Source organism: Rhodococcus sp. NPDC003348 (assembly GCF_053589375.1).
On record NZ_JBSFRT010000006.1, the window covers coordinates 26838 to 53726 of the forward strand.

Consider the following 26889-nt stretch of genomic DNA (forward strand, 5'->3'; position numbering starts at 1 on the left):
GGTTTCGGTGGTGGTCCCGACCGCCGTCACCGCGCGGCATGCTGGGATACTCGTTGTCGTGGCAGCTGGCGACAAACCCCGAATTCTTCAGAACAACCGCGACATCATCTGGTCGTTGATCCCGCTCGTGTTGTTCGCGGTGATCATCGCGGGGGTCGCCCGGTCGTGCTCGTTCAGCCCCGGCGGCCCGACCGCCGGACCGGTCCCGCAGTTCGACGTGAAGGCGGCGCTGGGTTTCGACGCGGCCGAACTGGACTTTCCGATCCGCAATCCCGCCGTGCCCGACGCCTGGCAGCCGAACTCCGGTAGCCGGGGCACCGTCAGCGGCGACAACGGCGGCGACGTCAGCACCGTCGGCTACATCACCGACGCCGGCCGCTACCTGCAGTTGAGCCAGTCGGCCGCCGCGGAAGAGCCCCTGGTGTCGTGGGTGGCCGGTGGACCGCGTACCGCGAGCGGCGCCGAGCAGTTCGCAGGCAACTCCTGGGTGCAGTTCAGCGAGGAGGGCAGCGAGCCGATCTGGGTCACCGATCTCGGGGACGTGCGGGTGCTGATCACCGGCAGCGGCTCGACCGAGGAGTTCGGCGAGCTCGCCGACGCGGTCGGACAGGCCCAGCCGCTGTCCTGACCGCCCCGATCGCGGCGGCTAGTCCTCGTCGGTGTGCGCGAGGGCCTTCTCGACCCGGGCCCGCGCACCCGCGAGGTGCTCCTCGCACCTCTTGGCCAGTGCCTCGCCCCGCTCCCACAGTGCCAGCGAGTGATCGAGGTCCAGGCCACCCTGCTCGAGCAGTTTGACCACCTCCGCCAGCTGGTCGCGGGCGGCCTCGTAGCCGAGCTCGGACACGGGTTCGTTCACTTCTGTTCTCCTGACTTGTCCCTGCCCATGACCGCGGCGATCACCGCGCCGTCGGCGACGCGCACCCGCAGCTGGGTGCCGGGCGGAGCGTCCTCCACCGACCGCAGCACCTCCGGATCCGAACCCGGCACGACCCGCTGCACCACCGCGTAGCCGCGGGCGAGCGTCGCGGCCGGGCCGAGCGTGGTCAGCCGCGCCGCCATGTGTTCGAGCACTGTCGACTGGCCGTCGACCAGCCTTCGGATGTCGCGTCGGCCCGCCTCCCGCAGGCGCGTCACGTCCTCGGCGCGACGTTCCACCGCCGCGAGCGGGTCCGCGAGCACCGGCCGGCTGCGCAGGTCGGCCAGCGACCGGGCCTCCCGCGCCACCCAGTTCCTCAGCGCCGCCGCGCCGCGCGCCCGGAAGTCCGCGACCAGCGCCTGCTCGGCAACCGCGTCGGGCACCACCTTCTTGGCCGCGTCGGTAGGTGTCGCCGCCCGGACGTCCGCCACCAGGTCGCACAGCGGGTTGTCGGGCTCGTGGCCGATGGCGCTGACGACCGGGGTGGTGCACGCGACGATCGCCCGGCACAGCGTCTCGTCCGAGAAGGGCAGCAGGTCCTCGACGCTGCCGCCGCCGCGAGCCAGGACGATCACCTCGACCGCCGGGTCCGCGTCGAGTTCGGCGAGCGCCTCGACGATCTGCGCGGTCGCGGTCGGACCCTGGACTGCGGTGTTGCGGATCGCGAAGTTCACGGCAGGCCACCGGGCGCCGGCGACGCTGAGCACGTCGCGTTCGGCCGCGCTCGCACGGCCGGTGATCAGCCCGATGGTGCGGGGCAGGAACGGCAGCGGCCGCTTCAACCGGGGGTCGAACAGGCCCTCCGCCGCGAGCAGTCCCCGAAGTCGCTCGATCCGAGCCAGCAGTTCCCCGATCCCGACCGGCCGGATCTCCGTCACCCGCAGGGAGACGGTGCCGCGGCCGGTGTAGAACGACAGCTTGCCGAACATGACGACCCTGGTGCCTTCGGTCAGCGGAACCGGGCTGTCCCGGATCAGGGTCGGGGAGCAGGTCACCGACAGCGACATGTCCGCGGACGGATCCCGCAGGACCAGGAACGCCGTCCGGGTGCCGGGCCGGACGTTGATCTGGGTGATCTGACCTTCGACCCAGATGCTGCCGAGCCGGTCGATCCAGGCCGCGACCTTCGTCGACACCGACCGGACCGGCCACGGGTTCTCGGCGGAGTTCGACGTCTGGGCCGAGGGCCGGGTGCTCGGCGGGGTGGGGCTGGCAGCGGTCACTTGGCGCTGGCGGAGGTGATGCGGTTGCCGAGCATGGTCTGGAACGGGGCCCGGTTCCGGGTGCCGTTCTCGTAGTCGAGCAGCGCGGTCAATTCCTCGATGGACAGGGTGCGCAGGCGCGCCCGCAACTGCGCGAGGGTGAGGTTGTCGTAGTCCAGGTACTCGGCGATCTCGGGGCGCTCACCGTCGGTGGCCGGTTCCTTCGTCGCCGCGGCCTTCGGGGCGGTGGCCGTCGCCTTGGGGGCTTTCGGCTCCGCCGTGGTGGCGCCCTCGGCCGGGGTCATGGAGTACAGCTCGAATCGGCCCTGGTTCGCCGGGGCGGCAGGTGCCGGCGCGGACCGTCCGGTGCCGTTGTGCTGCGGGGACGCGTCGGCGTCCTCGTCGAATGTGGCCCACGAGGGCTGTTCCTCGGACTGCGGGAACAATCCCGACAGTGCCTCGTCCCCCTTGATGGCCAGGGCGGTGACGGCCTGCTGCACGTGCATGCCCGTCTGCAGCACCGTGCTGACCGCGGTCATCGGCAGCGTGACCGCCGTGGCAGGCAGTTTCTGCACCTCTTCGACGATCGTTGCCGCGATACCGGCAGCCACGCGGGCGGCGAAAGGGGGACGGAACATGGTCCTAGAGTGCCCTACCGGGGCGTCATTTGGTAGCCGGGACACGGGGCGCCCCCGGCTGGCGGGGCCCCACCTCGCCGACCCCCGTACCCTGGAGGCATGTCTTCCGCTGTCCCCCTGAACCTGGGAATCACCGGCACCGGCGCGTCGAACTCGGCGACCGGCAAGCGGGTCCTGCTCGCCGAACCTCGCGGCTACTGCGCCGGCGTGGACCGTGCGGTCGAAACGGTCGAGCGGGCGCTCGAGAAGCACGGCGCGCCGATCTACGTGCGCAAGGAGATCGTGCACAACCGGCACGTCGTGGACACCCTCGCCGAGCGGGGCGTCGTCTTCGTCGACGAGACCGACGAGGTGCCCGAGGGGTCGGTGCTGGTGTTCTCCGCGCACGGCGTCTCGCCGGCCGTGCACGAGGCCGCGGACGCCCGCAGCCTGCACACCATCGATGCCACCTGCCCGTTGGTGACCAAGGTGCACCAGGAGGCGAAGCGATTCGCGCGCGACGACTTCGACATCCTGCTGATCGGCCACGAGGGGCACGAGGAGGTCGAGGGCACCGCCGGTGAGGCGCCCAACCACGTGCAGTTGGTGGACGGCCCCGAATCCGTCGACGCGGTGACCGTTCGTGACGAGAACAAGGTCATCTGGCTGTCGCAGACGACATTGAGTGTCGACGAGACGATGGCCACCGTTTCCCGACTGCGGGAGAAGTTCCCCAAGCTGCAGGATCCGCCGAGCGACGACATCTGCTACGCCACCCAGAACCGGCAGGTCGCGGTCAAGGCGATGGCGCCCGAGTGTGATCTGGTGATCGTCGTCGGTTCCCGGAACTCGTCGAACTCGGTGCGACTGGTGGAGGTCGCCCTCGGTGCAGGCGCGAAGGCGTCGCACCTGGTGGACTACGCCCGCGAGATCGACCCGGCATGGCTGGAGGGGGTGCGTACGGTCGGCGTCACCTCAGGGGCGTCGGTGCCGGAGATCCTGGTCGGCGGGGTCATCGAACTGCTCGCCGAGCACGGCTTCGGTGACGTGCAGACCGTCACGACCGCGAACGAGACGCTGGTGTTCTCGCTGCCGCGTGAGCTGCGCAAGCCCGCTCAGCGGTAGCGGTACGGGGGGTCCTGCGGGGTGTCACCGCGGTCCCGGTACCGCACCTGCGGGATCGGGTGCAGCGGGACCTCGGGCTCCGATCCGTACTCGTGGCCCTCGGCCCGGGCGGCCGGGCGGGAACCGGTGTACGCCGGACCGGGCTGTGCCGGCGCGGCCTCGTAACGGCGTCCCTGGGTGCGGTCCGGCCGGTCGTGCTGCGCCGGCCGATCGGGGCGGGGTGCCCGCTCGTGGGGGCGTGCGAACTGCTGCGGGCGGTCGAACGATTCGGTCCGCTCCTCGGACGATTCGCTGTGCGCCGCACGTGCCGGGTAGCGGCCCGTCGGGAAACTGCCCGGTGCATGTGCGGGCTGGGACGGGTCCGCCGACCGCCCGGCGGGGCGGCGGACCGGCCGCTCGGACCGTTGCTGCTCGCGTGGCCGGTCGGGTTCGGCGACAGTTTCGGTCCGATCCGCCACCGTCCGCGGTTCGGTCTCGGTGCGCCGCGCACTGCCGGATCGGCGCGCGGGCCGGGCGATGATGCCGGCCGCCTGGTGCCGGATGTACATGCGTCCGGCACCGATCGCGCAGACGACGAGCGTGGTCGCCAGCATCAGCGGGAACCGGTTGACCAGCGGGATCGCGACATTGAGCAGCAGATCCTTCAGGCCGCCGCCCCCGGGCGAGAACTGCTGGTACGCGAGCGGCACCGCGACCACCAGGATCAGCGGGGGCTGGACCATCGCGGTGAACAGTCCGCGGTTGCGGACCGCGAGGATCGCGGCGAGGCAACCGAGGAAGAAGAAGACGGAGAACGCCGCGGTCAGTTCGTTGCCACGGACCGCGTCGATGACGAACCCGACGAGCGTGGCCGCCACCGCGATCGCGACGGCGCCCCAGGCAGGCACGCCCGGGACTGTGGCCAGCGCCGATCGCTGCGCGAGCGGCACCCCGGATCGAGCACGTTGGGTTGCAGACACGTCTAGACATTAGCTGCTGCCGGCCCGATCCCACCGTTGGCGGGACCGTTTGTGGGAACGATCTCCGTCGACGCGTGCCGGGGGCCTGGCGTCGGCGGCGGTGTCGGTGCCCTCGTCTACGGTCGGCACATGCGAATCCTGCACACCTCCGACTGGCACATCGGGCGCACCTTCCACGGCGTCGATCTGCTGGCGGACCAGGCCGCCGCGCTGGACGCGATCGCGCGGCTGGTGACCGAGCACGGAGTCGACGTCGTCGTCGTGCCCGGTGACGTCTACGACCGGGCCGTCCCGAGCGCGGACGCCGTCACGGTGTGCAACAGAGGGTTCGAGGCGATCCGGGCCGCGGGTGCGGTGATCGTCGCGACATCCGGCAATCACGACTCGCCGGCCCGCCTCGGTGCCGGCGCGGCGTTCGCCGCGGCCGGTGGCCTGCACCTGATGACGAGGGTGGGTCAGGTCTCGACGCCGGTGGTGCTGTCCGACGAGCACGGCCCGGTCGCCTTCTACGGCATTCCCTATCTCGAACCGGAGACCACCCGCGCCGAACTCGGCGTTCCGACAGCACGCACCCACGCCGACATCCTGGACGCGGCGATGACCCGGGTCCGCGAGGACCTGGCCGACCGGTCACGTGCCGGCACGCCTGCCCGGTCGGTGGTGCTCGCCCACGCCTTCGTCGTCGGTGCGGAGGCGACCGGATCGGAACGGTCGATCTCGGTCGGCGGGGTCGAGACGGTCTCCGTCTCGGCGTTCGACGGTGCCGACTACGTCGCGCTCGGTCACCTCCATTCACCCCAGACTCTGACCGACTGCGTGCGGTACTCGGGTTCGCCCCTGCCGTACTCGTTCGGCGAACGGACCCACCGCAAGGCGGTGTGGATCGCCGACCTGGACGCGGACGGGCTGGCCCGGGTCGACCGCCACGACCTTCCGGTGGTGCGCGGGCTGAGCCAGCTGACCGGCACCGTCGAGGAACTGCTCGGCGACGACGCGTTCGCGTCCGCGATCGGCGATTACGTGTCGGCGGTCCTGACCGACCCGGTCCGCCCGGTGGACGCGATGCGGGTGCTCCGGGACCGATTCCCGCATCTGGTGCACGTGGAATGGGTACGCCCGCAGGATGATTCGGACCTCAAGTATCGGGACAAGGTCCGCGGGCGCACCGACCGCGAGATCGTGACCAGCTTCCTCACCGACGTCCGCGCCGAGCCGACCGCGAGCGAGCTGCGGTGGGTGGAACAGGCGCTGGGCGCGGCGGACCGGGAGGTCGACGGTCCGCCCTCCGGCGACGTGGAGGCCGTCGCGTGAGGCTGCACGAACTCGAGGTGACGGCGTTCGGCCCGTTCGGCTCCACCGTCACCGTCGACTTCGACGAGCTCGGTGCGGACGGGCTGTTCCTGCTGCACGGCCAGACCGGCGCGGGCAAGACCACCATCCTCGACGCGGTCGCATTCGCGTTGTACGGGCGGGTGCCCGGCGCCCGGCAGGAGGGCAAGCGGCTGCTGTCCGACCACGCCGCCCCCGGAACGCCACCGAAGGTGGTGCTGGAGGCCACGATCGGCGGCCGGCGACTGCGGATCACCCGCAGCCCCGAGTTCCAGCGGCCCAAGCTGCGCGGCACCGGCACCACCAAGGAGAACGCCAAGGCCACCCTCGAATGGCTGGACGGTCACGGCGAGAATCTGACCCGGCTCGACGAGATCGGTGAGGTGGTGGGGCGGCTGCTCGGAATGAGCGCCGATCAGTTCTTCCAGGTGGTCCTGCTGCCGCAGGGCGACTTCGCGCGGTTCCTGCGGGCGGACACCGAGGAGCGGGGCGTGCTGCTCGAGCGGCTGTTCGACACCGGGCGGTTCGCCACCGTCGAGGAGTGGTTCGCGAATCGGCGTCGTGAGACCGAGACCGCGGTGTCCGGCAAGAAGGCCGCGGTGGACCGGTTGGCGGCGCAGGTGTCGGCGGCGGCGGGCATCGAGGCCGGCGCGGACGCCGATCCGGTCGCGTGGGCGGCGCGGCTGGTCGACGAGGCGCGAGAGGTGGGCGAGTCCGCGGCCCTCGCCCTCACCGCGGCCCAGTCGGCCGCGGTCCGCACCGAGAACGCCCTGCGCCGCGCGCGCGAGGTGCGGCAGCTGCAGGACCGGGCCGCCCAGGCCCGGACCAAACTCGACCAGGTGGCCGCGGGACGCGAAGCGCTGGACGCGCTCGCCCTCGAACACGACCGCGCCGTGCGCGCGGTGCCGGTGACGGCGGCCGACGCGCTCGCCGAACGCGCCGACCGGGCGGCCGCGACCGAGCGGACCCGCGTGGACGAACTCGCCCGCGCCGTCGCCCGGGAGCCGGAGGGAGCGGCCCTGGTCGGGCGCGTCTCCTGGCCGGACCGACCGGGGGACGCGGAAATCCTGGCGGTGGCGGTCGGGGACTGGGGGGCGGAGGCCGCCCGCCTGCGTGATCTGATCGACCGGGACGCGCAGCGTCGCGCGGCGCGTGTCGAGCACGAGGGCGTACGCGCCCGCCGTGCCGAACTGGCTTCTGCCGCAACCGCGGTCGCGGATCGTCGGGCCGCGGTTCCGGCGGAGATCGAGCGGTGCGAGGCGGACCTGAGCCGGGTTCGCGACGTCGCCGCGACGGTGCCGTTGCGGGCCGAACAGCTCGACGCGGCGCGGGAACGGGTCGCCGCGGCCACCGAACTCGACCGGGTGCGTGCCGCGCGCGCCGTCGCCGGCGAGCGACACGAGCGGGCCCGCCTCGCCCATCTCGACGCGCGGGAGGCGCTTGCGGACCTGCGGGAGCGGCGGATCGCGGGGATGGCCGCGGAACTGGCCGCCGATCTCGCCGACGGCGACCGGTGCCCGGTGTGCGGGTCCGGGGACCATCCCGAGCTCGCCCGCCCCGCGGACGGGGCCGTCACCAAGGCCGACGAGGACGCCGCGCGGGCCGTCGAACAGCAGTGCGGCCGGGACGTGGACGACGCGGGTGCACTGCTCGCGGACCTGGACCGCAGGGCGCAGGTGCTCGCCGACCGCGCCGGAGACACCGACCGGGACACGCTGCTCGCCGCGGTCGCCGCGGCGGAGGACTCCCACACGGCTGCGAAGGCCGCGGCCGCCGCGGAGCCCGCGGCGGCGAAGACACTCACCGGACTGCGAGGGGAGAGCGACAACCTCGCCCGCCGCGCCGAGGTGCTCGCCACCGAACTGGCCGCACTGGACCAGCGGATCGCCGACGAGACCCGTCGCCTCGCCGAACTGGACGCGGAGATCGCGCAGGCCGTCGGGGCGGAGACGGACCTGCAGTCGCGTCGTGACCGGCTCGAAGCGCTCGCCGCCGCGACGACGGCCCTGCGCGACCAGCGGGCGTCGGCGTCCCGTGCCGCGGCCGCCGCGCTGGACGCCGGCGCGCACGCCGCGCGCGCGGCCGTCGACGCCGGCTTCGACACCCCGGAGCAGGCCCGCGCCGCGGTCCTCCCGCAGTCGCGGATCGACGAGATCGAGGCGGTGCTGACCGCCGCCCGCGAGGAGCGGGTGTGGTCCGAGGCGGTGCTCGCCGAACCGGCGGTCGTCCAGGCACTTTCCCTGGACCCCGCCGACGTGCCTGCGGCCGAGGCGGCACACGCGGCCGCGGCCGCCGCCCGCGACGACGCCATGAAGGCCGCGACCGCGGCGGACGACCGCGCCGCGAAGGTCGAGCACTACGCACAGGCACTGGCCGCCGAGGTCGAGGCTCTGGGACCCGCGCTGCGCCGGTACGAGGAGCTGGCCGCGCTGGCCGAGGTCATCGCCGGCCGCGGGCAGAACGCGCGCAAGATGTCGCTGCGCTCCTACGTCCTTGCGGCGCGGCTCGAGGAGGTCGCGTTGTCGGCGTCGGTGCGGCTGCGCCGAATGTCCTCCGGCCGTTACGAGTTCGTTCACGAGGACGGCGCCGGTCCGCGAGGCAAACGCGGCGGTCTCGGTCTCGACATACGTGACGACTACACCGGTGTGGTGCGGTCCGCGAAGACCCTCTCCGGAGGCGAGTCGTTCCTGGCGTCGCTGGCGTTGGCGCTCGGGCTGGCGGACGTCGTCGCCGCCGAGTCCGGTGGCGTGGTCCTGGACACCATGTTCATCGACGAGGGCTTCGGCACCCTCGACGCCGAGACCCTCGAGTCGGTGATGGGCGTCCTCGACGAGCTGCGTGAGGGCGGCCGCGTCGTCGGGATCGTCAGCCACGTCGACGAGATGCGGCAGCGGATCCCGAGCCGGCTGCACGTGGTGCGGGGCCGGGCCGGGTCGACGCTCGAGGTGGTGGTCTAAGCCGGGTCGGGGAGGCCGGGCAGGCTGCCGGTGCCGGTGCCGTTGCTTCCGGCGCTGTTGTCGGCGGCCGCGTCGCCGACATCCGGTGGTCCGGCTGAGGCGGCGTCGGCCGCGTCCTGTTCGTCGAGTCGCCGGTCGATCTGTTCACCGATGTACCGGATCACCACCGCGACGCAGGCGGCCACCGGGACCGCGAGGAAGGCGCCGACGATGCCGTACAGCGAGCTGCCTGCGGTCACCGCCAGCAGCACGATCGCCGCGTGCAGGTTCATGCTGCGGCTCTGCAGCACCGGCTGGAGCACGTTGCCTTCGAGCTGCTGCACCGCGAGCACGATGATCAGGATGATCAGGGCGGTGGTCCAGCCCTTCGCGACCAGGGCGACGAGCACCGCCAGTGCGCCGGCGACGAAGGCGCCGACGATCGGGATGAAACCGCCGATGAACGTGAGCACCGCGAGCACCGGCGCCAGCGGCACACCCAGGATCACCAGGCCGAGTCCGATGAAGAACGCGTCGACGAAGCTGACGAGCGCCTGGGTGCGGATGAAGCCGCCGAGGGTGTCCCACACCTGCACCGCCACGGCCTCGAAGTGGCGACCGGCCCTGCCGCCGCTGACCGAGTGCAGCCACGGCAGGAACCGCGGCCCGTCCTTGATGAAGAAGAACGTCAGCACCAGGACGAGGGCGATCGCGATCAGCATCGAGGCGGTCGCGCTGACGCCGCTGAACACGCCGGTCGCGATGGACTGCGCACTCGACTGCAACTTGGAGATGATCGCCTGGACGGCGGAGTCGATCTGATCGTCCCGCAGGTTCACCGGCGGGCCCTGCAACCAGTGCTGGACCGTCCGCAGGCCCTCGCTGGCCTTGTTGGCCAGTTCCGGGGCCTGGTCCACCACCGACGGCACGATCAGCGCGATGACTCCGGAGAGCACGGCGAAGAATCCGGCGATCGTGATGCCGGCGGCCGCGGCGGGCGGCACGCCCCGCTTCGTCATCGCGCGGGTCGGCGGCCACAGGACGGTGGACACGACGATGGCCATCAGCACCGGCAGCACCACGACCCACAGCTCGCCGAGGATCGCCCACACCACCCAGGCTCCGGCCGCGATCGCGACCAGGCACAGCGACCACTTGGCTAGCCACATGCCGCCGGCGCCGAGCACCTCGCCGCGGTCGATGAAGCGGCGCCGGGGCGGTTTCGGGTCGGCGGTGGTGGGCGTTTCGCTCACGGGCGGTCCTTCCTGGCGGGGCACGCGCCGAATCTACCCCTCGGACTGCTCGTGGGAGAGGAGCCAGCGTTTCGTCGGCAATCCCCAGCGGAATCCGCCGAGGGCGCCGCCGACCCGCACCACCCGGTGGCAGGGCACGAACAGGGCTGCTGCGTTCCGCGCGCACGCCGACGCCGCGCCGCGCACCGCAGCCGGACGTCCGGCGAGCGCGGCGAACTCGGTGTACGTCACCGGCTCGCCGGGCGGGACCTTCCGCAGCACTTCCCAGGCGGCCTCGAGGAACTCGCCCGAGTGTTGTTTCACGGGAATCGAATCGATGCTGTGCAGGTCTCCTGCGTGGTAGTCGGTGACGGCGCGGGTGACCTCGCCGAGGTCGGCGCGCGCCGTCGATTTGGTCGGCCGCAGGCTGGGGTGGATCAGGGGGAGTAGGACGTCGACGTGGGGCGTCCAGCCGGACGCGAGCACCGCACCGTCGCGGTCGGCGACGACGGTGAACGGTCCCGCGGCGGTGGGCACGGTGCAGTGGTGGGCGGTCATCGGGGTTCCTTCGGATCGGGGTCGGGTGTGGCCGCGAGCGCGCCGCGGGCGGCGAGTGCCGTGTGCCACAGGTGCATCGAGGCGTACGAGCGCCACGGCGTCCAGCGGTCCTGGGCGCGGAGGTCCACACCGAGGAGGTGTGCGCCTCGGGCGGCGACGAGGTCGGAGTCGAGCAGGATGTCGGGGTCGGCGAGGGTGCGCATCGCCACGTAGTCGGCGGTCCACCTACCGATCCCCTTGTGGGAGAGCAGCTCCGCGCGCAGGTCGGCCGAGGTCCGGCCCGCGTGCAGCGTCAGCGATCCGTCGGCGAGTGCAGCCGCGACCGCGATCACTGCGTCGACCCGGCGAGCGGGCCCGGTGAGCACTTCTCGGCCACGTGCGGCGATCGTCGCTGGGGAGGGGAACGCGTGCGTCAGGTGTGGGTCCTCGATCGGATCGCCCAGCTCCGCCACCAGCCGCGCAGTGTGGGTCGCCGCCGCGGAGACCGAGATCTGCTGCCCGATCATGGTGCGCAACAGCAACTCTCCAGGGTCGACGCATCCGGGAACCCGGATGCCCGGTGTCGTCACGATCGCCGGGGCGAGCGCGGGGTCGCGGCGCAGCGCGTCGTCGACGGCCTGGGGGTCGGCGTCCAGGTCGAACAGGTGCCGCAGCCGGGCGACGGCGGGGGCGAGGTCACGCATGTCGTGCAGAGTCAGGTCGGCGCGTACGTGGTCGTCGGCGAGCCGGGCCGCCGCAACCCCGGCGCCGTGCGGGAGCCGCAAGACCCGCCGGTACTGCCCGCCGACGACCTGTTCGAGGCCCCGGACCGCATGGGCGGACAGGAACCAGCCGAACCAGGCGCGGTCGAGGGGCGGACGGTACGGCAACCGCAGCGAGACGGTGCCTGCGGCCGAGGGCGGGCCGGAACCGCGGCGCGCGGCGTCGGCCCGCATCTGTGTCGGTGTCGCTGCGAACACCTCGCGGACGGTGTCGTTGAACTGGCGGATGCTGGAGAACCCGGCGGCGAAGGCGATGTCCGACATCGGCATTGCGGTGGTTTCGACCAGCAGGCGCGCGGTGTGTGCGCGGTGCGCCCGGGCAAGGGAGAGTGGACCTGCACCGAGCTCGACCGTGAGTGTGCGTGTGAGCTGCCGAGCCGAGTAACCCAGCGCGGCAGACAGCCCCTCCACCCCGCCGCGTTCCACCTCGCCGTCACGAATCAGCCGCATCGCCCGGGCGGCGAGATCGGAGCGGACGTTCCACTGTGGGGAGCCGGGTGCGGCGTCCGGGCGGCAGCGGCGGCAGGCTCGGTAGCCCGCCTGCTGCGCGGCGGCCGCGGTCGGCAGGAACGTGACATTGGCCCGCTTCGGGGTGATCGCTGGGCAGGACGGGCGGCAGTAGATGCCGGTGGTGCGGACGGCGGTGTAGAACTGCCCGTCGAAGCGCGTGTCCCGGGACGAGACGGCCCGGTAGCAGCGGTCGAAGTCGAGGTTCATGTCCTCCAGGGTGTCAGCGCCCCGCCTCCGACGCTAGCGGAAATCGGCCATCGCCGTCGCGCGACCGGTTCGCCTGTCAGCAGCAGCGGGCGCCGGGGTTGCGGTCGGCGGCCGCGTGCCGCTCGCGCCAGTACTCGCGTTCGGTCGGCACCGGGACGCCCGGGTGCGCGCGGTGGTGGTGCGCCACGAACCGCTGGTAGTCGTGGTCACCCATCACCGACGTGAGCCACCAGAGCACGCCGCGTACCACGCCGGGCATCAGTGGTGTCCCGTCGTGTGTGCGGCGCCGGGCGCGCGGACCTTGCCCTCCGCGATCAGCGTGTCCCACTCGTGCTGGATCTGCCGCTCTGCCTTGGTCGGGACGAACCCGGCCGGCCCGAAGATCTTCGACGGGACCGTCGGCGCCTCGGTGTCGGGGAGGCCGCCCGCGCGATACGCCTTGACGCACACGATCACTCCGACCACTGCCACGATCAGGACCAGAACCGCGAACACGATCGACAGCGTGCCCTGGATGAAGGTGTTGCGGATGACCGCGTCCATGGCCTCTGGGGTCTTCGCTGTCCCGAACGACGTGTCGCCCGCTGCCTTCGCGTCCCGGAAGGCGTTGTGCTGCGCCCAGTATCCGATCGCGGGCACGTCGGAGAAGATCTTCTCCCACGACGCGGTCATCGTGACGATCAGGTCCCACACCAGTGGTATCGCGGGTATCCAGGCCCACTTGAACAGGCCCTTCTTCATCACCACGACCAGGACCACGGTCAGCGCGATCGCGGCGAGCAGCTGGTTGGCGATGCCGAACAGGGGGAACAGGGTGTTGATGCCGCCGAGCGGATCAGTCACGCCCATCAGCAGCACCCCGCCCCACAGCCCGACCACGATCGCGGAGCACAGCCACGCGCCGGGGCGCCAGGACGGATCCTTGAAACGTCGTGCCGCGCCGCCGAAGTTGCCGAGCGAGTCGGAGAGCATGAACCGGGCGACGCGGGTACCGGCGTCGACGGTGGTGAGGATGAACAGAGCCTCGAACATGATCGCGAAGTGGTACCAGAACGACCGCAGCGACTCGCCGCCGATGACCTGGTGCATCACCTCGGACATGCCGAACGCCAGGGTGGGGGCGCCGCCGGTGCGCGAGATTATCGACTCCTCGCCGACGGCCGCGGCCGCCTCGTTCAGTTGCGCGGTGGTGATGTCGGCGCCGGGAAGGCCGAGGCCGTTGAGGTACGCGGGCGCGGCGTCGGCGGTGCCGCCGGTGAGGGCGGCCGGAGCGTTCAGTGCGAAGTACAGGTGCTGGTCGAGGATGCACGCGGTGACCAGTGCCATGATCGCCACGAACGACTCGGTGAGCATGCCGCCGTACCCGATCATCCTGGTCTGTCGTTCCTTCTCCAGCAGTTTCGGGGTGGTGCCGGAGGCGATCAGCGCGTGGAACCCGGACAGCGCGCCGCAGGCGATGGTGATGAACAGGAACGGGAACAGCGAGCCGGCGAAGGCAGGTCCCTCGCCGTTCTTCGCGAACTCGGTCATGGCCGGCATCTGGATCGCGGGCTGCGCCACCAGGATTCCGGCAGCGAGCAGCAGAATGGTGCCGATCTTCATGAAGGTGGACAGGTAGTCGCGCGGGGCGAGCAGCAGCCAGACGGGCAGCACCGAGGCGGCGAATCCGTAGGCGATCATCAGCCACGCGATGGTCACCTTCGACAGGGTGAACCAGCTTGTTCCCCAATCGGTCTCGGCGACCCACCCTCCGCCGACGATGGCCAGCAGGAGCAGGACGACGCCGATCAGCGACACTTCGGAGACCTTGCCGGGCCGCAGGAATCTCAGGTAGACGCCCATGAACAGTGCGATCGGGATGGTCATGGCGATCGAGAACACGCCCCACGGGCTCTCCGCGAGCGCATTGACCACCACCAGCGCGAGCACCGCGATGATGATGATCATGATGACGAAGACGCCGATCAGGGCCGCGGTGCCGCCGACCACGCCGAGTTCCTCGCGGGCCATCTGACCGAGGCTGCGGCCGCGGCGTCGCGACGAGATCCACAGCACAAGGAAGTCCTGTACCGCGCCGGCGAAGACGACGCCGATGATGATCCACATGGTGCCCGGCAGGTAGCCCATCTGGGCCGCCAGCACCGGACCGACGAGGGGACCGGCGCCGGCGATGGCGGCGAAGTGGTGGCCGAACAGCACCCGCCGATCGGTCGGCATGTAGTCCTTGCCGTTCTCGAGCACCTCGGCGGTCGTCGCGCGGTCGTCGCGTGGCTGGACGATCTTGTTCTCGATCAGCCGGGCGTAGAACCGGTAGGCGATCAGGTAGGTGCACACCGCCGCGATGACGAACCACACGGAGTTCACGTGCTCGCCCCGCACGATCGCGATCATCGTCCAGGCCACCGCGCCGAGGAGGCCGATCGCGGCGAAGATCAGCTTCTTCGCCGGGGTGATCGGACTCCGATCGACGACACCGACGGGAGGCAGGTCCGGATCGGTGTACAGGAACTCGATGTTCGGGTCGGCACTCGGCTTGCCGGGACTCGTTGCCGTCGTCATGGCGGACCTCCCTCCGGAGCGGATGTGGCTGTCCTCACACTAGGACTCCGGTGCCGAGGCCGCCCGGTGGAGAAGACCGACCGCGCGGCCTTCAGAAGCGCTTCGCGGAGGCGTCAACCCAGTCGCTGCGCCAGCTCTGAGGGGGATCGTCGAGCAGCTCCCCGTCCTGCAGCCACTCGTACAGTTCGGCGTAGGTCCTGGAGGTGTGCGCGTCGACCCGACGGTTCAGCATCGACGGCCGTAGTTTGTGGAAGCCGTCCAGCCCCATCGAGGCGACCATCTGCGCGGCACTGGCCACGGTGGACTTCTGGAAGTTGTGTACCCGCGCCGCCTTGTCCGGCACCACCAGCGCGCGGGCCCGAGCCGGATCCTGGGTGGCGATGCCGACCGGGCAGTGGTTGGTGTGGCAGGCCTGTGCCTGGATGCAGCCGACCGCGAACATCATCGCCCGGGCGGCGAGGGTGAAGTCGGCGCCCTGGATGACGCGTTTGACGATGTCGCTGCCGCTGGCGACCTTGCCGGACGCGCCGATCCGGATCCTCTCGCGCAGACCCGTGCCGACGAGCGAGTTGTGCACGAGCATCAGGCCCTCGGTCAGCGGCATGCCCATGTGGTCCTCGAATTCGACCGGGGCCGCGCCGGTTCCGCCCTCGGATCCGTCGACGATGATGAAATCCGGGGTGACGTCGCGGTCGATCATCGCCTTGCAGATGCCGAGGAACTCGCTGCGGGACCCGACACACAGCTTGAACCCGACGGGCTTGCCGCCGCTGAGGGTGCGCAGGGTGGCGACGAAGTCGATCAGCTCGATCGGTGTGCCGAACGCGCTGTGCGCGGGTGGCGAGATGACGGTCTGCCCGACCGGAACCCCTCGGGTCTCGGCGATCTCCGGGGACACCTTCGGGCCCGGAAGGACGCCGCCGAGACCGGGTTTCGCGCCCTGCGAGAGCTTGATCGAGATCGCCTTGACCTGCGGGTCGACGGCCTTCGCCGCGAAGGCGTCGGGGTCGAACCTGCCGTCGGGGGTGCGGCAGCCGAAGTAGCCGGACCCGATCTCCCAGATCAGGTCGCCGCCGTGCTTGCGATGGTAGGGGCTGATGCCGCCCTCGCCGGTGTCGTGCGCGAACCCGCCGAGGGCGGCGCCCGCGTTCATCGCCTCGACCGCGTTCGAGGACAGCGAGCCGAAGCTCATCGCCGAAACATTCAGCAGCGCAATGTCGTACGGCTGCGTGCAGTGTGGGCCCCCGAGCCGCACCGTCGGCGCGAGGTCGGTGGCGTGCCGGGCGCGCAGCGAGTGCACCATGAACTCGTAGCCGGGGGCGTGCACGTCCCGTTCGGTGCCGAACGGCTCGTCGTCCTTGGTGCCCTTGGCGCGCTCGTAGACCAGGTCCCGGGTTTCCCGGTCGAACGGTGTTCCGTCGGTCGATGATTCGATGAAGTACTGCTGGATCTCCGGGCGGATCTTCTCCATCAGGAACCTGGCGTGCCCGAGGATCGGGTAGTTGCGCAGGATGCTGTGACTGCGCTGGGTCAGGTCCCGCGTCCCGACCGCCGCGAGGGCCAGCAGGATCACAGCAAGGATCGACCACCCCCAGCTGGCGGCGACGGCGAGACCGGCCAGGGCGAGCCCGGCCACCCACATGACCCCGACGATCAGGAACCTCGTCATGACTGTGTGCCTCCAGGTGAGTGTGTCGGACGGTGGTACCGAAACGGCCCCGACCCGGTTCGGGGTCGGGGCCGCTCAGTGGTGCAGATCAGGCCGGGATGTTCAGGACCTGGCCGGCGTTGATCAGGTCCGGGTTCGCGATGCCGTTGGCGTCGGCGATCCGCTGGTACTGGTTGCCGTCGCCGTAGTACTGCTCGGCGATGACCCACAGGCTCTCGCCGGAGGCGACGGTGTGGGTGCGCGGCGCCGGGGCGGCCGGGGCGGGCTCCGGAGCGGGGGCCGGGGCCGGCTCGGGCTCGGCGGCGGGCGCCGGGGCGGCCTCGACGGCGGTGTCGCTCGACCACACGGCCTTGTCGCCGGCGTACAGCACGACGTTGCGATCGTCCTGGACAACCAGGCGGACGCCGGAGTTGCCGGACGTCTGCGAGGCCCAGACCGCGTCGTCGTCGCCGGTGTACAGCACGAAGTTGCCGTCGTCCTGCACGGTGGCCTTGGCCACGGACTTGCCGTTGGTCATGGTGGCCCACACCGCGTTGCCGCCCTCACTGAGCACGAGGTTGCCGTCGTCCTGCAGGGAGAGCGTGTAAGCGCCGTTGTTCGACGTCAGCGACTGCCCGGCCGTGAGGGTGGAACCGGCCTGCAAGGTGTCAGCCACAGTGTTTCCTTTCGAATGGTGAATTCTGCGTGGAGCAATGGTGTTCGGAATGCCCGTGACCGGCGGAGCCGGTGCGTGCATCCGGGCGAACCCTACGGTCCGGGGCCGGATCGGCGCGGGCGCCACGCCGGAGCATTCGGTGTGACGCCTAGGGTGGTGGCGTGACGAGATGGCAGGACGAGCGAGGAGTCGAGGGCGCGCGTGACTACGTCCGCCGGTTCGAGGAGTTGGCCGCGTCCGGCGTCGACCTGCACGGCGAGGCCCGGGCCGTCGACGCGTTGATTGCTCCGAATTCGCGGGTCCTCGACGCGGGGTGCGGAACCGGGCGCGTGGGAGCGGAACTGGCCCGCCGTGGCCACCGGGTCACCGCCGTGGACCTCGACCCGGTTCTGCTCGACGCGGCACGCGCGACCGGTGTGCTGACCGTCGTGCAGGCGGATCTGGCCGAGCTGGACCTCCCGGGTCCCGGGTTCGACGCCGTCGTCGTCGCCGGCAACGTGATGATCTTTCTGGCGCCGGGCACCGAGGCCGCGGTGTGCCGCCGGCTCGCCGACCAGCTGGCCCCGGGCGGGGTGCTGGTCGCCGGGTTCGCCACCGACTACCGCTACTCGGTCGACGACTTCGACGCCGATCTCGCGGCCGCCGGACTGGTCCACGAGCACCGCTTCGCGACCTGGGATCTGCGTCCCTGGCGACCCGATGCGGGGTGGGCGGTGACCGTCGCGCGCAAACCCGCGGCGTGACGTGGGGGCGACCGGCGTGACCAGGGCGGGACGCGGTCCGTAGAATCTGTTGACCGTGAGCCTTACCCTCGGAATCGTCGGACTGCCCAACGTCGGCAAGTCGACCCTTTTCAACGCCCTGACCAAGAACGATGTGCTCGCCGCGAACTACCCGTTCGCGACGATCGAGCCGAACGTCGGCCTGGTCGAGCTGCCGGACGAGCGGCTGGTCAAGCTCGCCGAGATCTTCGGTTCCGAGCGCATCCTGCCCGCCACGGTGTCGTTCGTGGACATCGCCGGCATCGTCAAGGGCGCGTCCGAGGGCGCCGGCCTGGGCAACAAGTTCCTCGCCAACATCCGCGAGGCCGACGCCATCTGCCAGGTGGTCCGGGTGTTCTCCGACGACGACGTGGTGCACGTCGACGGCCGCGTCGACCCGGCGTCGGACATCGAGATCATCGAGACCGAGCTTGTCCTCGCCGACATGCAGACCCTCGAGAAGGCGCTGCCGCGTCTCGAGAAGGAAGCGAAGAAGAACAAGGAACTCAAGCCCCAGCACGAGGAGGCCGTCAAGGCTCAGGCCGTCCTCGAAGAGGGCAAGACCCTGTTCAGCGTCAAGGACACCCTGGACTTCGGTCTGCTGCGCGAGCTGCACCTGCTGACCACCAAGCCGTTCCTGTACGTCTTCAACGCCGACGAGGCGGTGCTCACCGACGAGGCGAAGGTCGCCGAGCTGCGCGCGTCCGTCGCACCGGCCGATGCGGTGTTCCTCGACGCGAAGGTCGAGCAGGAACTCCTCGAGCTGGACGAGGAAGATCGCCAGGAGATGCTGGAGTCGATCGGCCAGTCCGAGCCCGGCCTGCACGCCCTGGCCCGGACCGGATTCCACACCCTCGGCCTGCAGACCTACCTGACGGCCGGCCCGAAGGAATCGCGTGCCTGGACGATCCACAAGGGCGACACCGCCCCGCAGGCCGCCGGCGTCATCCACACCGACTTCGAGCGCGGCTTCATCAAGGCCGAGATCGTGTCCTTCGACGACCTCGCCGCCGCCGGCTCCATGAACGCCGCCAAGGCCGCAGGCAAGGTGCGCATGGAGGGCAAGGACTACGTCATGCAGGACGGCGACGTGGTGGAGTTCCGCTTCAACGTCTAGAACCCGCGAACGGGCGGTTACCGTGACCAACGCCGAGTGCGCGTCCCGGTAACCGCCCGTTCGTGTTCGGTCCCCCCGCTCGTCCTACGACAGCGACTGCGGGAGGGTGAACGAATGGCCGAACACGACGCAGGTCCAGGGCGTTGGCGGGTACTGCATGCTCTTCCCGCAGTAGAACGGATTCGCCAGCGACTCGGCGGAGGACGTGTCCGCTGCGGAGGCGGTACCGGTCCCAGCGACAAGACCGGCGGCCAGCAGGGCAGTGGCGGCGATGGTGGATGCGATACGACGGTTCGTGACACGAGGCACGGTGGAACCCTCTCTGATTCGTGACGCCCGGCGAGGCTTCCGGTTCCTCAGCCGGGAGGGCGACTCGACCCTGCGGACACCGTAGCGTGGCGGTGCGAACGCTGAGGTGGGGTTCGTCTCTGGATTAATCTGCGGCACTTGATGATTCGTATGACACTACCCATGGTTCGTGGGTGCCGGTGGGAGGATGCTGCCGCCCCCGGCGCGGGAGATGGTCGCACCGGGGCAAGGGCAAGGGGCATGGGGCAGCCCTGCTCGCTAGCCTGAGCGGATGGCCATCAAACTCGAAAACGTCGGCATCGCCGTGGACGACCTCGATGCGGCGATCGCCTTCTTCGTGGACCTCGGTCTCGCTGTCGTCGGACGCGACACGGTCAGTGGGGAGTGGACCGACACTGCCGTTGGGCTCGACGGCAACCACGCCAAGATTGCGATGCTCCAGACGCCGGACGGGAACGGTCGCATCGAGCTCTTCGAGTACATCCATCCCGAGGCGATCGAGACGAGCCCGACCCTTCCCAACGAGATCGGCATGCACCGCGTCGCATTCTCCGTCGACGACATCGACGAGGCCCTCGCGATCGCCGCGAGACACGGCTGCCATCCGCTCCGCGGCGTCGCGAACTACCAGGACATCTACAAGCTCACGTACGTCCGCGGTCCCAGCGGGATCATCGTGATGCTCGCTGAGGAGTTGACGAAGAGCTGAGGGCGGCGATCGGTGAGGCGGAGGTTCCGGGATTGAGCGCGATCGTCTTTCGTACCGTCTACGGCGGGCCGGATCCGGACGTGGTGGAGGCGACGACCGCGATCAAGCAGGAGTTGCGTGACGTCGAGCTGCCATACGAGCTCGACATCCTCCTGCACATGGGCGGGACCATCTCCTCGACCACGGACCCGACTGGGCTGTACGCGCCGCGCGTGTCGGTGGCGCAGCGCAGGATGACCGCGCAGATTCGTATCAACCGCGCCGACGTCCTCGATGCGCCGGACCTGCGTGGATTCCTGCGGCAGACGATCCATCGCGCGGTGCAACGGATGATCGAGCGGGTCGCGGCCAAGGACAAGACCGTCGACGCGGACGCCGAGATCCGCAAGCTCGCGTTCCTTGTTCAGCCGTAGGAGCTGCCGCTCATAGGATGCGGTCATGTCGCTGTTCCTCGTGCCGTCGCTCCCCGATCGCGCGGACGGTGGGCACCGCTTCCTCTTCCAGATCGACGAGGAAGGATGGCCCGTCGACGGTGAGTTGGAGGACGTGCTCGACGAGTACCTGTGGGGGTACGGATCGGTGTACTTCTATGGGACACCCGAAGCGGGCGGCGTCGTTCGCGACGTCGTCGCGGGATTCATCGACTTCTGATGACAATCGCAGGCGCATTCATCGACCGCCTCGTGGCGGCCGGGTGGACGTTCGAGCCCCCACGCGACGACAATCTGTCCGCGCTCGCCGCGGTGGCCGATGTCGCGATTCCCGCCGGCCACGTCGAGTTCTTCCGGCAATTCTCGGTTCTCGCAAGTGGCGACGACTCCCGTTGGTTCCTCTCGGCCCTCGACTATGCGGGTCTGTCCGACAGTGCCTTCGCGTGGGACGAGTTCCGCGCGATCGGACTCGACGCGGCAGGGACTGCCGCCGACCGTGCGGGGGTCGAGGCGTTCTGGACGGAGTACCTGCCGATTCTCGTCAGCGTCGCCGGTGACTACGAGTTCCTCGCGATCAGCAGGACGAGCGGTGTCGTCGTCCACGGCGCCGAACCGGACTTCGAGGACGCTACGGTGGTTGCGTCGGGTCTCACCGCGCTGATGGAGGGCGTCGTGCAGCGGACGCTCGACGTGCCGCTCCTGCGCCACTGACGACGGCTCTACGCTGGCGGCATGGACGCAGCCGAGTACCGCGCTGAAGTGAAACGAATCCTGGGCGCGGCGTCGGCTGACGTGGCCACCCGGCTCGTGACGATCCACGATGCCGCGACCGAACGGACCGATGCGGTCGTGATCGACGTCTTCGTCGGCCAGGACGGCGAAGGCCCGTTCGACGTCTGGGCGCGGTTCGAAGGTACCGACGGGTTCGCGCTCGGCCGTCGGCTCGACGACGAGCGACAGCTCTTCGGGGTGACCTGGGGCGAGCGGGGCTGGAAGCCGGAGGTGCCGCCTTGCCCGCGGGAATGGACTCGTGACCAACTCGAGGAGATCATCGTCGAGGTCGTCGCCGAGTGGCTCGCCCCGCTCATCCCGACGTCGTCCCCCGGCCTTCGCTGGGAGGTCACTTCGCCGGAAGGCACGGTCGACCCTCGTCCACTCGGAGTGCGCCACCAGTCGACGTCATGAATACTGCACCGGTGACGCTCACCAAGCGAAGCTTGTACGCCGTATCGATGGTGATGCTCGTTGTCGCGGGCTTGTTGGTCGCGGCCTCGGGGAGCAGTGGCGCCGCACCGCCGCCGGACTGGCGATACACGATGGTGGCGTTCAGCAACGTCAGCGACCGCGACATGGATGTGTACCAGTCGGGGGACGGCACTCAGTTCCAGCCCCTCCGACTGTCGGCGTATCGGCCTCCGTCAGGGGTGGTGCGTGACCCGAGCATCTTCCGGCACACGGACGGGTTCTACTACGTCACCTACACGACAGTGGACGGGGCGAACGTCGGCTTCGCGCGCAGCAGCGATCTCGTCAACTGGACGCATCTGGCGAACTGGCCGGTCCCGTTCTGCTGCGCCTTCCTGCCGGGCACGGGGGACGGCACCGGTTCGGCGAGCCCGCCTGGCTTCTCGGGGTCGGCCGGGTTCAGCGACGGACCGTCGCTGTCGCCGTTCACCACGAAGGCCTGGGCGCCCGAATGGTTCGTGGACGGTGACCGCGTCAACGTCATCCTGTCCATGTCGACCGGTGGCGGCTTCGTGCCGTATCTGATGACGGCGCTCGAGCCGTCGCTCCGGTTGTGGAGCCTGCCCGTTCCGCTCGCCGGGATCGGCGCCGACCACATCGACACCACCGTGGTCAAGGTCGGATCGACCTACCACGCGTTCACCAAGAACGAGACGAAGAAGGTCATCGAGCATGCGGTCGCGCCGTCGCCGACCGGACCCTATTCGTTCGTCGCACCCGGAGATTGGGGCACGCTGGTCGAGGGACCGGCCGTCGTCCAGTTGCCGAACGGCACCTGGCGGATGTATTTCGACGCCTACACCGAGGGAAAGTACTTCTACTCCGACAGCACGGATGGGCTGAACACCTGGTCGCCCCGGCAAGAGCTTCCCGGCCTGTCCGGGACGGTGCGTCACGTCGGCGTGTTGCGAGAGCCGGCATGACGCCGACCAGGTGACAATCACGGTCGCTCGTCGCGGGCGGCCTTCTCGACGATGCCGGCGATTCGCCTGGTCTTGGTCGCCGGCTGCTTGGCGAACGCGATCTGGCTGAGCGCGAACTTGCGGACACTCGGTGGCCATGCGTCCCAGTGGGTACGTGCCTGCGGGGCGGCGTCGAGGGCCGCGGCGAGTTCCGGTGACTCGACGAGCGCCTCGGCGTCATCCAGCAGGGTCCACAGACCACGTTGTTTGGCGTCGTCGATGACGGCCTGTCCTGCCGGCTGCATGCGTCCCTCGGCGAGCAGGTCGGTCACACGTGCCTTGTTGGACGCGGCCCACGCGCTGTTGCGGCCGCGTCGGGTGAACCACATACCGCGCCGGTGCTCGTCGATGGTCCGGGTGTGCCCGTCGACCCATCCCCAGCAGAGCGCCTCCCGCACCACCTGGTCGTAGTCGAGGGGCGGGTTCCCGGACTCCTTGCGCCAGAACACAAGCCAGACGCCGTCGGATCCGTCGTGATTGTCTCGCAGCCACGCGTGCCACTCGTCGAGGGATTCGGGATGCAGGTGTTCGGCGTTCGAGTTGGCCATGGGGACAAGGTTAAGCGCCGGCCGTCACGCGACCTCCGGTCTCGGTGCCGGCGGGGCGAGGCTGTGGTGGATGTGTCCGGTGGGGGTGGTGATCCGGACCAGGTGTCTGCCATCGGGTGAGTCGATTGTCTCGGCGATCCATCCGGGTGCCTGTTTGGCGTAGTTGCATGCCTCGCACAGTCCCTGGCCGTTCTCGAACGTGGTCGGTCCGCCGTCGGCGACGGGGTGGATGTGGTCGGTGTGCCGCACGGGTGCGTCGCACCAGGGTGTTCGGCACACGGGGTCACGCAGCCGGATCAGCTCGGCCAGGGAGTTGGGGAACAGGCGGGTGCTGCGGTCCATCGCGACCACCGCGCCGGTGTCGGGCCGCGTGTAGACGCGGCGAAGTTCGGCGAGACCGGCGGTCGCGGCGGCGTGGACGAGTTCCCTTGCCACGTCTGCGGGAATCGGTCCGTAGCCGCGCACCTGTGCCGCCTCGTCGGCGCCGCCGAAGAGTGTGCGATCGGACACCGTCAGATGCACTCGAACCGGTGGCGCCGGCGCGGTGGTGTCGTCGGTCGGTGCGGTGACGATGCGGGCGACAAGGGTGTCCGCCATGATCTGCCCGCGGGTCCGCTCGTCGCCGGTGGCGGTTGCCGACGTGGCCGCTGCTGAGAGAGCGGCGTGGCAGGCGACGCCCTCCGCCATGGGCAGCAGTGCCGTCACGTAGGCCATCGTGTCCGGGGCGGGGCGGATCGAGACCCGCCGCTCGGTGTGCGCCTTGGCTTTCCGTCGAACCCAGACCTGCTTGTCCGCCTCGTACGCCATCTGGCGTGCGCTGGCGACGGTGTCCCTGTCGCTCATCTTCTCGAGTCGTTGGGGATCGGCGGCGAGCTTCCGGTCGATCTCGGCTCGGTCTTCGATTGAGAGGCAAGCGGTTTCGCGTGCGATCTGGGTGGCGCGCCACTCGGTGATCCGCCCTTCGCGCAGCGCACGAAGGGTGTGGGGTAGCTCGGAGGTGAGGGTGGTGGCCAGGCCGAGGTGGATGCCGCCGCGGTGCGGGGACTCGCGGCGGGCCAGCGCGATCTGGGAGGCGATGCCCCGGTCTCGACGCTCGCGTGCCACGCCCGCATCGGTGGCCGTGCGGCGTTGTTGCGCAGCGAAATCGGCGGTGACCTGGGCCTGAAGGCCGGCCGCGGCGCAGGCGAGCCGTTCGAGGGCGCGGAGCAGGTCGATGCGCTCGGCTTGGTGGTCGGGGCAGGCCGCGGCGGCGAGGGACTGGACCCACTGTTCGACGTCGGTGGTGGTCACCGTGTCGGTCAAGCGCCCCTGTTCGCTCATGTGTTCGATTGTATCGAGCGCCACCGACAGATTCGGCGGTTCCGTGGAACTCTCGCGGTGGCCTCAGGCGACAGGCGACACGGGTGCCTCGCTCAATGTCCGGCGGGTGACGAACCGTCGCGGCGTCCCCGACAGCGGATCGGTGAACTCCAGTTCCCGCGCGAGCAATTGGAGTGGGAGGGAATGGTCGTCCGGCGTCTCGGGGAGCAGGTCCGGATACCAGCGGTCGCCGAGGATTCCGATGCCGAGCGCTGCCAGATGCACCCGCAACTGGTGCGTCCGGCCGGTGCGCGGACGCAGGATCGTGTGCAGCACAGCGCGCCCGGAGACGCTCACGCCGGTCCCGTGCACGTCGACCAACGTCTCGGCGTTGGGCTCACCGGCGTCGTCGACGACGACCCGCAACTCGCCGCGCTTGACCTCGATGTGGTTGCGGTGGACGACGGGGACCGCGCGCCCGGCAAGCGCCGGCGCGCTCGGGTCCCACCCGGGCGGTCGCGCCGAGACCGCCTCGTAGACCTTCAGGACCTGCCGCTTCTCGAACAGCGACTGGTATGCGCCGCGCGTGCTGGGACGGGCCGAGAACATCACCAGGCCGGCGGTCGCGCGGTCGAGTCGATGGATCGGCGTCAGGTCCGGATTGTCGAGGCGATTCCGCAATCGGACGAGCGCGGACTCGCGCACGTAGCGCCCGGCCGGGGTGGTGGGGAGGAAGTGAGGCTTGTCGACCACGACGAGGTCGTCGTCGACGTGCAGGATCTCCTCATGGAACGGGATCGGGTCCTCCACCGGCAGGTCGCGGTGGTACCAGACGAACCGGTGTTCGCCCAGCGCCGTGCCGCGGCCGACCGGGCTGCCGTCGATGCCCACGATCTCGCCGGCGTCGAACCGCCGGTGCAGGTCATCCGCGTCCAGGTGGTCGAACCTCTCGACGACGTACTCGGCGACCGTCGCCCACGGCCCTGACGTCGGGACGCGCAGCCGCGTCGGGCCGACCCCGTTCTTGACGGGCAGCGGTGAGGGCATCGGCACGCGCTTCATCATTCCACCGGCTACTGGCACGGCCGCGCCGCGGGCCGCGACGTGACGCGCTTGGTGCGCCCGGGTGGCCTCAGTCGACCGGCGCCGCGGACCGACTCTTCCACCAGTGCCATCCGGCGGTGACGATGATCGCGCCGGCGAGGGAGCCGATGATGCCGCTCGGGCGCAGCTCGAGGCCGTCCCCGGCGAGCAGGCTGATGAGCAGGCCGCCCACGAACGAACCGCCGACGCCTGCGGCAAACGCCAGAGTCCAATCGATTCCGGACTTGGACTTCCCCAGAATGAGCTGGGCGACAGCGCCGACGAGCAATCCGAACAGGATCATCCCGATGATCAACATGGCGGGAGTATAGGGCGCAATACCCGCCCATCCCTGGTAGCCGGGCGCCCGCGCTATCCGTGCCGCGCCACGTCCTCGCACAGGATGCTCGGCCAGCGGGCGAGATCGGCCGGCGTGTGCGCCACCTCCAACGTGGCCCTGGGCAGCAGATCCAGCAGCGCCTCGGCGGTGGACACCGGGTGACCGGGATCGTCGGTCCAGGCGAGAATCGTCGTCGGAACGTCGATCTTCGCGACGTCGTCCGGGTCGGGCAGGTCGCTCAGCGCGGCCCCGCGGAACAGCGAAGGAAGCAGGTGCTCGGTGACATCCGGCACGGTGTCGGGCGCCCCGCTGGTCGCCGGGGGACGCGGGGCGGCGAGGTCGGCTCCGAGGAAGGCGTCGAGCCCCTGCTCCTCGATCACCGCGGCATTTCGGCGGTAGGTGTCGGCCTTGGCTGCGCGGGTGTGCCAGGCGGTCGCCGGCACCAGCAGGGTGAGGCCGGCGAACCGGCCCGGATCACGCACGGCCGCGTGCAGCAGGGTTCCGGTGCCCATCGAAGGGCCGACGCCGTGGACCCGCTCGCCGGGGAACCAGTGGTCGAGCAGCCTCAGCAGGTCGTCGGCCAGAACCGGCCAGCAGTAGTCGTCAGGGACCGCACGCCCGCTTGAGTGGCCGTGTCCGCGCGCGTCGTACCGCAGCAGCCGGGTTCCGCTGAGCCCACGGCCGAGATCGAGGTCCATCAGGCGGTCGCGGTGGCGGCTGGAGGTGAGGCCGTGGAGTTGGACGACCGGGTGGCCGCCCTCGTCGCTCAGCTCCACGTCGAGCTCGGCGCCGGGAACACTGAACGTCGGCACGGCGGCTCCTGTGGGTTTCGAAGGGCGCGGTGGCTGGG

The 26889-nt window shown here is 70.4% G+C and carries 29 protein-coding genes; 12 read left to right on the top strand and 17 right to left on the bottom strand.

From position 1 onward, the window contains the following. Positions 1–58 precede the first annotated feature (58 nt). Positions 59–628 (top strand): DUF4245 domain-containing protein, encoded by a 570-nt coding sequence (locus ACWDU4_RS05670; protein WP_450112887.1) that lies wholly within the window; start codon positions 59–61, stop codon positions 626–628. 18 nt (positions 629–646) lie between these two features. Here ACWDU4_RS05670 and ACWDU4_RS05675 read toward each other — a convergent pair whose 3' ends face one another. From ACWDU4_RS05675 to ACWDU4_RS05685, 3 genes are read right to left on the bottom strand one after another with little or no spacing between them, the layout of a single operon-like run. Next, complete coding sequence (locus tag ACWDU4_RS05675) at positions 647–856, bottom strand: exodeoxyribonuclease VII small subunit (RefSeq protein ID WP_450112888.1); 210 nt, start codon at positions 854–856, stop codon at positions 647–649. Continuing rightward, on the bottom strand, positions 853–2139 hold the full coding sequence (gene xseA, locus ACWDU4_RS05680) for an exodeoxyribonuclease VII large subunit (RefSeq protein ID WP_450112889.1): 1287 nt from the start codon (positions 2137–2139) through the stop codon (positions 853–855). Before xseA ends, ACWDU4_RS05675 begins: the two co-directional genes overlap by 4 nt. After that, positions 2136–2756, bottom strand: coding sequence for a lipid droplet-associated protein (locus ACWDU4_RS05685; RefSeq protein ID WP_450112890.1), 621 nt, complete (start codon positions 2754–2756; stop codon positions 2136–2138). Before ACWDU4_RS05685 ends, xseA begins: the two co-directional genes overlap by 4 nt. Before the next feature lie 99 nt (positions 2757–2855). Between ACWDU4_RS05685 and ACWDU4_RS05690 the strand changes: the two genes are divergently transcribed. Next, a complete protein-coding gene (locus tag ACWDU4_RS05690) occupies positions 2856–3860 on the top strand; it encodes a 4-hydroxy-3-methylbut-2-enyl diphosphate reductase (RefSeq protein WP_450112891.1) in 1005 nt (334 codons plus the stop codon). Here ACWDU4_RS05690 and ACWDU4_RS05695 read toward each other — a convergent pair. After that, positions 3851–4819 (bottom strand): DUF6542 domain-containing protein, encoded by a 969-nt coding sequence (locus tag ACWDU4_RS05695; RefSeq protein WP_450112892.1) that lies wholly within the window; start codon positions 4817–4819, stop codon positions 3851–3853. The genes ACWDU4_RS05690 and ACWDU4_RS05695 overlap by 10 nt on opposite strands. Before the next feature lie 129 nt (positions 4820–4948). Here ACWDU4_RS05695 and ACWDU4_RS05700 point away from each other — a divergent pair, with 129 nt between their 5' ends. Further along, the gene (locus tag ACWDU4_RS05700) at positions 4949–6130 is read left to right on the top strand and encodes a metallophosphoesterase family protein (protein WP_450112893.1); all 1182 of its coding nucleotides are present in this window, start codon (positions 4949–4951) and stop codon (positions 6128–6130) included. Further along, a complete protein-coding gene (locus tag ACWDU4_RS05705) occupies positions 6127–9105 on the top strand; it encodes an AAA family ATPase (RefSeq protein WP_450112894.1) in 2979 nt (992 codons plus the stop codon). Before ACWDU4_RS05700 ends, ACWDU4_RS05705 begins: the two co-directional genes overlap by 4 nt. Here the strand turns inward: ACWDU4_RS05705 and ACWDU4_RS05710 are convergent. From ACWDU4_RS05710 to ACWDU4_RS05740, 7 genes are all read right to left on the bottom strand, one after another. Continuing rightward, the gene (locus ACWDU4_RS05710; protein ID WP_450112895.1) at positions 9102–10337 is read right to left on the bottom strand and encodes an AI-2E family transporter; all 1236 of its coding nucleotides are present in this window, start codon (positions 10335–10337) and stop codon (positions 9102–9104) included. The two genes, ACWDU4_RS05705 and ACWDU4_RS05710, sit on opposite strands and share 4 nt — an antisense overlap. Before the next feature lie 33 nt (positions 10338–10370). Then, positions 10371–10874, bottom strand: a complete 504-nt coding sequence (locus ACWDU4_RS05715) for a methylated-DNA--[protein]-cysteine S-methyltransferase (protein ID WP_450112896.1) — start codon at positions 10872–10874, stop codon at positions 10371–10373. Further along, positions 10871–12352, bottom strand: a complete 1482-nt coding sequence (locus ACWDU4_RS05720) for a DNA-3-methyladenine glycosylase 2 family protein (protein WP_450112897.1) — start codon at positions 12350–12352, stop codon at positions 10871–10873. Before ACWDU4_RS05720 ends, ACWDU4_RS05715 begins: the two co-directional genes overlap by 4 nt. 76 nt (positions 12353–12428) lie before the next feature. Next, on the bottom strand, positions 12429–12611 hold the full coding sequence (locus ACWDU4_RS05725) for a YbdD/YjiX family protein (RefSeq protein WP_450112898.1): 183 nt from the start codon (positions 12609–12611) through the stop codon (positions 12429–12431). After that, complete coding sequence (locus tag ACWDU4_RS05730) at positions 12611–14911, bottom strand: carbon starvation CstA family protein (RefSeq protein ID WP_450112899.1); 2301 nt, start codon at positions 14909–14911, stop codon at positions 12611–12613. Before ACWDU4_RS05730 ends, ACWDU4_RS05725 begins: the two co-directional genes overlap by 1 nt. Positions 14912–15002: 91 nt before the next feature. After that, positions 15003–16580 (bottom strand): FMN-binding glutamate synthase family protein, encoded by a 1578-nt coding sequence (locus ACWDU4_RS05735; protein WP_450112900.1) that lies wholly within the window; start codon positions 16578–16580, stop codon positions 15003–15005. A gap of 88 nt (positions 16581–16668) precedes the next feature. After that, positions 16669–17235, bottom strand: a complete 567-nt coding sequence (locus ACWDU4_RS05740) for a LysM peptidoglycan-binding domain-containing protein (protein ID WP_450112901.1) — start codon at positions 17233–17235, stop codon at positions 16669–16671. A 161-nt stretch (positions 17236–17396) separates the two neighbouring features. Between ACWDU4_RS05740 and ACWDU4_RS05745 the strand changes: the two genes are divergently transcribed. Together ACWDU4_RS05745 and ychF are read left to right on the top strand one after the other, a co-directional pair. Further along, positions 17397–17978, top strand: a complete 582-nt coding sequence (locus ACWDU4_RS05745) for a class I SAM-dependent methyltransferase (protein ID WP_450112902.1) — start codon at positions 17397–17399, stop codon at positions 17976–17978. 55 nt (positions 17979–18033) lie between these two features. Continuing rightward, complete coding sequence (ychF, locus tag ACWDU4_RS05750) at positions 18034–19113, top strand: redox-regulated ATPase YchF (RefSeq protein WP_450112903.1); 1080 nt, start codon at positions 18034–18036, stop codon at positions 19111–19113. Positions 19114–19197: 84 nt separating this feature from the next. On the opposite strand, the gene ACWDU4_RS05755 is transcribed toward ychF, so the two are convergent. Next, positions 19198–19422 carry a hypothetical protein gene (locus ACWDU4_RS05755; protein WP_450112904.1) on the bottom strand — a complete coding sequence of 75 codons (225 nt, stop codon included), beginning with the start codon at positions 19420–19422 and terminating at the stop codon, positions 19198–19200. 271 nt (positions 19423–19693) lie between these two features. On the opposite strand from ACWDU4_RS05755, the gene ACWDU4_RS05760 reads away from it, so the two are divergent. From ACWDU4_RS05760 to ACWDU4_RS05785, 6 genes are read left to right on the top strand one after another with little or no spacing between them, the layout of a single operon-like run. Beyond that, positions 19694–20131: a VOC family protein gene (locus tag ACWDU4_RS05760; protein ID WP_450112905.1), complete on the top strand. Its 438-nt coding sequence runs from the start codon at positions 19694–19696 to the stop codon at positions 20129–20131. A gap of 32 nt (positions 20132–20163) precedes the next feature. Further along, a complete protein-coding gene (locus ACWDU4_RS05765; RefSeq protein WP_450112906.1) occupies positions 20164–20544 on the top strand; it encodes a hypothetical protein in 381 nt (126 codons plus the stop codon). A 25-nt stretch (positions 20545–20569) separates the two neighbouring features. Further along, on the top strand, positions 20570–20782 hold the full coding sequence (locus ACWDU4_RS05770; RefSeq protein WP_450112907.1) for a hypothetical protein: 213 nt from the start codon (positions 20570–20572) through the stop codon (positions 20780–20782). Then, complete coding sequence (locus ACWDU4_RS05775; protein WP_450112908.1) at positions 20782–21273, top strand: hypothetical protein; 492 nt, start codon at positions 20782–20784, stop codon at positions 21271–21273. Before ACWDU4_RS05770 ends, ACWDU4_RS05775 begins: the two co-directional genes overlap by 1 nt. Before the next feature lie 21 nt (positions 21274–21294). Continuing rightward, complete coding sequence (locus tag ACWDU4_RS05780; protein WP_450112909.1) at positions 21295–21747, top strand: DUF6389 family protein; 453 nt, start codon at positions 21295–21297, stop codon at positions 21745–21747. Next, positions 21744–22730, top strand: coding sequence for a glycoside hydrolase family 43 protein (locus tag ACWDU4_RS05785; protein WP_450112910.1), 987 nt, complete (start codon positions 21744–21746; stop codon positions 22728–22730). Before ACWDU4_RS05780 ends, ACWDU4_RS05785 begins: the two co-directional genes overlap by 4 nt. Positions 22731–22747: 17 nt before the next feature. Here ACWDU4_RS05785 and ACWDU4_RS05790 read toward each other — a convergent pair whose 3' ends face one another. The 5 genes from ACWDU4_RS05790 to ACWDU4_RS05810 all read right to left on the bottom strand — a co-directional run bounded on the left by ACWDU4_RS05790 (position 22748) and on the right by ACWDU4_RS05810 (position 26851). Further along, positions 22748–23317 carry a YdeI/OmpD-associated family protein gene (locus tag ACWDU4_RS05790; protein ID WP_450112911.1) on the bottom strand — a complete coding sequence of 190 codons (570 nt, stop codon included), beginning with the start codon at positions 23315–23317 and terminating at the stop codon, positions 22748–22750. 24 nt (positions 23318–23341) lie between these two features. Further along, a complete protein-coding gene (locus tag ACWDU4_RS05795) occupies positions 23342–24637 on the bottom strand; it encodes an HNH endonuclease (protein WP_450112912.1) in 1296 nt (431 codons plus the stop codon). A gap of 63 nt (positions 24638–24700) precedes the next feature. Further along, entirely contained in the window at positions 24701–25678 is a 978-nt protein-coding gene (locus ACWDU4_RS05800) for a pseudouridine synthase (protein ID WP_450113034.1), read from the bottom strand. A 70-nt stretch (positions 25679–25748) separates the two neighbouring features. Next, the gene (locus ACWDU4_RS05805; protein WP_450112913.1) at positions 25749–26018 is read right to left on the bottom strand and encodes a GlsB/YeaQ/YmgE family stress response membrane protein; all 270 of its coding nucleotides are present in this window, start codon (positions 26016–26018) and stop codon (positions 25749–25751) included. 53 nt (positions 26019–26071) lie between these two features. Continuing rightward, positions 26072–26851, bottom strand: a complete 780-nt coding sequence (locus ACWDU4_RS05810; RefSeq protein ID WP_450112914.1) for an alpha/beta fold hydrolase — start codon at positions 26849–26851, stop codon at positions 26072–26074. Positions 26852–26889 lie beyond the last annotated feature (38 nt).

What these genes read in the sequence shown, in the direction of transcription:
- ACWDU4_RS05685 (WP_450112890.1), bottom strand. Translation starts at nt 2,756, where the DNA reads ATGTTCCGTCCCCCTTTCGCCGCCCGCGTGGCTGCCGGTATCGCGGCA.
- ACWDU4_RS05690 (WP_450112891.1), top strand. Translation starts at nt 2,856, where the DNA reads ATGTCTTCCGCTGTCCCCCTGAACCTGGGAATCACCGGCACCGGCGCG.
- ACWDU4_RS05700 (WP_450112893.1), top strand. Translation starts at nt 4,949, where the DNA reads ATGCGAATCCTGCACACCTCCGACTGGCACATCGGGCGCACCTTCCAC.
- ACWDU4_RS05715 (WP_450112896.1), bottom strand. Translation starts at nt 10,874, where the DNA reads ATGACCGCCCACCACTGCACCGTGCCCACCGCCGCGGGACCGTTCACC.
- ACWDU4_RS05720 (WP_450112897.1), bottom strand. Translation starts at nt 12,352, where the DNA reads ATGAACCTCGACTTCGACCGCTGCTACCGGGCCGTCTCGTCCCGGGAC.
- ACWDU4_RS05725 (WP_450112898.1), bottom strand. Translation starts at nt 12,611, where the DNA reads ATGCCCGGCGTGGTACGCGGCGTGCTCTGGTGGCTCACGTCGGTGATG.
- ACWDU4_RS05730 (WP_450112899.1), bottom strand. Translation starts at nt 14,911, where the DNA reads ATGACGACGGCAACGAGTCCCGGCAAGCCGAGTGCCGACCCGAACATC.
- ACWDU4_RS05735 (WP_450112900.1), bottom strand. Translation starts at nt 16,580, where the DNA reads ATGACGAGGTTCCTGATCGTCGGGGTCATGTGGGTGGCCGGGCTCGCC.
- ACWDU4_RS05760 (WP_450112905.1), top strand. Translation starts at nt 19,694, where the DNA reads ATGGCCATCAAACTCGAAAACGTCGGCATCGCCGTGGACGACCTCGAT.
- ACWDU4_RS05770 (WP_450112907.1), top strand. Translation starts at nt 20,570, where the DNA reads ATGTCGCTGTTCCTCGTGCCGTCGCTCCCCGATCGCGCGGACGGTGGG.
- ACWDU4_RS05775 (WP_450112908.1), top strand. Translation starts at nt 20,782, where the DNA reads ATGACAATCGCAGGCGCATTCATCGACCGCCTCGTGGCGGCCGGGTGG.
- ACWDU4_RS05780 (WP_450112909.1), top strand. Translation starts at nt 21,295, where the DNA reads ATGGACGCAGCCGAGTACCGCGCTGAAGTGAAACGAATCCTGGGCGCG.
- ACWDU4_RS05785 (WP_450112910.1), top strand. Translation starts at nt 21,744, where the DNA reads ATGAATACTGCACCGGTGACGCTCACCAAGCGAAGCTTGTACGCCGTA.
- ACWDU4_RS05790 (WP_450112911.1), bottom strand. Translation starts at nt 23,317, where the DNA reads ATGGCCAACTCGAACGCCGAACACCTGCATCCCGAATCCCTCGACGAG.
- ACWDU4_RS05795 (WP_450112912.1), bottom strand. Translation starts at nt 24,637, where the DNA reads ATGAGCGAACAGGGGCGCTTGACCGACACGGTGACCACCACCGACGTC.
- ACWDU4_RS05800 (WP_450113034.1), bottom strand. Translation starts at nt 25,678, where the DNA reads ATGAAGCGCGTGCCGATGCCCTCACCGCTGCCCGTCAAGAACGGGGTC.
- ACWDU4_RS05805 (WP_450112913.1), bottom strand. Translation starts at nt 26,018, where the DNA reads ATGTTGATCATCGGGATGATCCTGTTCGGATTGCTCGTCGGCGCTGTC.